This is a genomic window from Planktothrix sp. FACHB-1355 (assembly GCF_014748295.1).
GTDB classification, from domain to species: Bacteria; Cyanobacteriota; Cyanobacteriia; order Cyanobacteriales; family Aerosakkonemataceae; genus Aerosakkonema; species Aerosakkonema funiforme_A.
Genome location: NZ_JACJUP010000521.1, coordinates 1 through 4,520 on the forward strand (window position 1 = coordinate 1; position 4,520 = coordinate 4,520).

At 45.7% G+C, this 4,520-nt stretch carries 4 protein-coding genes; 3 read left to right on the plus strand and 1 reads right to left on the minus strand.

Features of this window, described 5'->3' with window-relative positions; genetic code table 11:
- Positions 1-435: DsbA family protein (locus H6S82_RS19730; RefSeq protein ID WP_191056595.1), on the minus strand; the 435-nt coding region annotated here is incomplete at its 3' end.
- A 194-nt stretch (positions 436-629) separates the two neighbouring features.
- Between H6S82_RS19730 and H6S82_RS19735 the strand changes: the two genes are divergently transcribed.
- The 3 genes from H6S82_RS19735 (at position 630) to H6S82_RS19745 (ending at position 4,399) form a co-directional block, all read left to right on the plus strand.
- Entirely contained in the window at positions 630-2,000 is a 1,371-nt protein-coding gene (locus H6S82_RS19735; RefSeq protein WP_190473945.1) for an ATP-binding protein, read from the plus strand.
- Between the two features lie 379 nt (positions 2,001-2,379).
- Positions 2,380-3,234 carry a DUF2267 domain-containing protein gene (locus H6S82_RS19740; RefSeq protein ID WP_190473943.1) on the plus strand — a complete coding sequence of 285 codons (855 nt, stop codon included), beginning with the start codon at positions 2,380-2,382 and terminating at the stop codon, positions 3,232-3,234.
- A 166-nt stretch (positions 3,235-3,400) separates the two neighbouring features.
- The gene (locus H6S82_RS19745) at positions 3,401-4,399 is read left to right on the plus strand and encodes a hypothetical protein (protein WP_190473941.1); all 999 of its coding nucleotides are present in this window, start codon (positions 3,401-3,403) and stop codon (positions 4,397-4,399) included.
- Positions 4,400-4,520: the final 121 nt, after the last annotated feature.

A 4,520-nucleotide genomic window follows, 5' to 3' on the forward strand; every position in this document is an offset into this window, starting at 1 on the left:
GGCGGCGGCAACAACTTCGCTATCCAAACCTACTTCAGCACCCAGTTTTCCCAAGACTTGTGCATCCGCAATATCCAAATCTTCTACAAAATAAGCTCGCATTACTCTGTCAATAAATTCCGGCAATTTCCGACCATCTTTTGCAGTTAAAGCAGCCGCCGCACCCGGAGTGCTATCGATCGCTAAACGAGACGGCACGTTGATGGTGACGCCGTAATATTTGCACCAATCGAAAATATCTTTAACTATGTATTTAATTTTAGCTGGCACATCCTTGGGGCCAGGATTGCCCGAAACTTGCATCACTTTGTACAAATCGATGACATGATAATTAATGTTGCATTGAGTACGTTTTGCTAATGCAGTCAGTTGGGTATTGGCAAGGTAAGCAAAAGGGCTGCTAAAACTTAGGTATACGTCTAATGTCTTGCTCATTCTGGATACTCTCGATCTCATACAGAATCCGTTGCGATGACCTTTTTTATCTTAACCGACTGTAGAGACGTTTCACGAAACGTCTCTACAACGTCAAACCCGCTCAAATACACGTAAATGTTCAAATATATGAGCATCATTTGCTACAGTAATTTGACATCGCATAACATAATTGAAATTTGAAATCAATAATTATGTTTCAAGCAACTCGCCGCCGCCTCGCTATTTGGTATACAACTGTCACGGCAGTTTTGCTGCTGCTGTTTGCGACTGGTGTTTATCTATACGTCCGGAACACATTGATCGAGCGGGTGGATGATACGCTCAATCATGTGGTGGAAGTGGTTGTGCGATCGCTCGCGATCGAAGCAGTTTCCCCCAACGATCGCATTAACAAATATCGCGTTAACGTGGAAGCCAGTTTTCGCGATAACGCCGATACCGTAGAAGACGATCGCATCGACCTGGAATGGTTCAGTCCTACAGGTGAATTGCTGTGGTCAACCTTTGATGAACCGCTAAATGTTCCCATTCGCGCTAACCGCACGGTCGAAACCGTTCGGTTAGCTAAGAGTCAAGAAACTCGCTTCCTCACGCCTTCACCACCTCCTCTACTGCGCCAAGTCACACAAAGAGTGCAAATGGGACGGCAAGTACTGGGATATCTGCGCGTCAGCCATCCTTGGTTTGAAGTAACAAAACCCAGCCATCAATTAATACTAGACTTGAGTTTGGGTATTAGCGCGATGGTGATTTGCGTTGGTGCGATCGGCTGGTTGCTTTCTGGCTTGGCGATGGAACCGGTGCGCGAATCTTACCAACATCTCAAACAATTTACATCTGATGCTTCTCACGAACTCAGAAGTCCGATCGCCATGATTCAAACAAACGTACAGGTAGCCTTGGCAGACCCGGATCGCTCGTCCGAACAACATCAACAACAATTAAAAGTGATCGAACGACTAACTCAGCGGCTAGGGCGTTTGGTCGATGATTTATTGTTTCTTGCCAGAGAAGATAGCGGCATCGTACAACCTCGCTTTTCAGCCTGTCCTCTCGACGCTTTGTTAATGGAAGTTGTAGAAGAACAGCAACTGCTTGCTGCCGAAAAAGGTATTAAACTCGCCTTAGATTTGGTGACTGCACAAATCAGCTTTCCTGACGAAACAGAAGAAGACTTTTTTACATTCCAAGCAGATTGGGATCGGCTGGCGCGTCTGTTTACAAATTTAATTGGTAATGCGCTGCAATACACGCCGATAGGGGGTAAAGTTGATGTGGAATTGCAAAGAATTATACGCCGAGGGAACCATCCGCAACTGCAAGTTAAAGTTATCGATAGCGGTATCGGTATCCCAGAAGACGCACTGCCTCATTTATTCGATCGATTTTTTCGAGTCGATCCCGCCCGCACTCGCGGTAAGTCAACCGGTTCCGGATTGGGATTGGCGATCGCAGCTGCTATTGTCGAAAATCACCACGGTCATATTCGGGTTGAAAGCGTTGTCGATCGAGGCACAACCGTTACCGTTACTTTGCCGCAATACCGACTGGAAACACATTAAACATCTCCAAAAATTCTTGTGGGGTAGGCATCTTGCCTGCCTTTGAGATTCTTTTAGAGGAGATGTCTAATAGACATCTCCAAAAATTCTTGTGGGGTAAGCATCTTGCCTGCCTTTGAGATTCTTTTAGAGGAGATGTCTATTAGTTATTGGGGGATAGGGCATTGGGCATCGTCGCCGGGAGTGCATTCTTTATTTTGAGCTTTGGCTTTGAAAGTTTAATTTTCTAATTTCATCTATCAAAAGTTAGTTTTTTATTCAAAAAGATGAGCAAAAAAATATTAGCATTTTGGAATGCCTCCTGTGACAGAGGCAAGCTGGGAACCTTTCAGATTAGGCTCAAGATCGACGTTGGAAATGGGAGCTTTTTAATAGTTCTATGCCAATTGGATTGCGAGAAGATATTGCCTACATTCTGCTGAAAAAAATCGACGAAACCGATAGCAGTCAAGGAATGCACTCGGTTAACTTCACCGAGACAGACTTTGCTGGTCGAGAAATAACCCCCGTAGATTTTTTGGGCCACCTAGATTACTTAAATCAAAAGGGATACATCAACGCCGAGTTTAGCGGCAATGCCTATGCAAATCAGGAAGATGTTCCCGATGCGGTTAATCCCAAAGAATTCGATCTCAGAATTGCCAACTCTTATGGCGCAGCAGATGGCCCCTTGCCCCATTTAATTACCTTTAAAAGGGCAGAGCTAACGGAAAGAGGCCGCAAAATGCTGGAAAAAATGGAAGCAAATCCTCCTCAAGCTCTCAGGGAAGGGCCGACAGTACCTATCGCTACCAAAGATATGCCGTTCCTTGAGAAAGTGATGCTCAAGGGCAATTTGTCAGATCCTTTTGATGCCAGGGATATTACGGAAGTCGTGTTCCGCACCATGCGCGACATGATGAGTACGGAAGCTGCCGATCGCGTGGCGAACGAGCTGCACGAAGAAGCGCTACCGACAAAAGACAAAGCGCTGCAAAACGAAGTGGCAGAACTTTGGAAAGATACCAATCCGATCGTCAGCTTCTTAAGTCGAGTTCGTCCTCCTCTGATTATCAAATCCGATACGTTTCTCTTCCGGATCGCTCAAGAAGCCGGTTTACAACCGGACGTACAACCGGAAACTGTTGTTAAAGCAGTGTTCTCAGCGACCAAGGACGAATTGTCTCAAGAACGAATTCAAGAAATCGCGAACTTCTTGCCGGACAAGATTCGCCAACTGTGGGAACAGGCTTAGCTTTTTGAGTAGCCAAAAGTAATAGATAAAAAGGCAAAAGTAAAAATATGCGATGGATTTAATTTTTGCCTTTTACTTTGTTTCTGCCAGTACCGCGATCGAATATTTGCCATTTGGCAAAGAAAATATCCATTTAGTCAAAATTTACTCAAAACAAAGGTGAATCATGAGTCAACAAAAACGACAAATTAAACAGCAGATCGGGTTAGTGGGAGCTATTTTTGGTACCTTAATCCTGAGCTTACCGGCGATCGCGCAAACGAATCAAAGTCCTCGCGATCCGCGATCGGGTACAGGCAACAATGCTGTGTGTTCTGCTGATACAAGCGACACCAATATAAATCGCGAAGGGCCATCTTCTGTCAACAGCAATAGAAATACGCCAACGCCAACTAACGATGTAGAGACGCGAGATTCGCGAACCGATACTACCACACCGTCTTCTGCTAATAGGAATAGAAACACGCCAATTACGGGTACCGATAACTCATCGACCAGGATGGGCAATACGTCATCGGGGACAGGAAGCGATCGCACTTCTTCCAGTAACACAGATATAGAACGCCGGACTCGCGAAGGCACTTCTTCCGTCAATAGCAGTAGAAATACGCCAACAGAAGATAGCGCTAACTCATCTGTTGATGATACCAACTCTTCGTCTGCGTCTACCGATGCCATGTCCGATCGCGATCGTAACGCCATACGGACTGGTGACGAAGCTAATTGCAGTACTGATGGCAATAACACCAACATCAACCGCGATAAGCAACTGCGTCGCAACGATTACCAAATGATGCAGCAACGGCGCAACACCACAATTATTCCGCCTACCCCAGAACAGAGACAAACTACCAGTGCGATGGTCAGACCCTCCAACGGTGCGGTGAATGTTAGGCTGGTGAACGAAACCGGAGCTGACATCGTTTACGAAGTAATTGGCGAAACCAATCAAAGAAATCTACAAGGTGAATCCTACGTCAGTTTAGAAAGTTTGGATACACCCACGACCATCACTTTTTACCGTGCTGATGGAGGTTTATTGAGAGTTCGTCCCCAAGCTGTTGCCCCAGGAGTACTGGAAGTAAGGTTGGCAGCAACAACAGATTTGGGCGCAGACAGGAATGCCTTAACCGTTCAACCGACTGGCGGCGTTTATGTGAACTAACCAAAGCTAGGGAATTGCAAATTTGAGATCTTAAATTTGCAATTCTCTAAGGGATTTCCAGCACTTCCCCCAGGAGAATTGCTTCAGCTTTAGTATCCCTCAAACTGCGAACCAAAGCGAT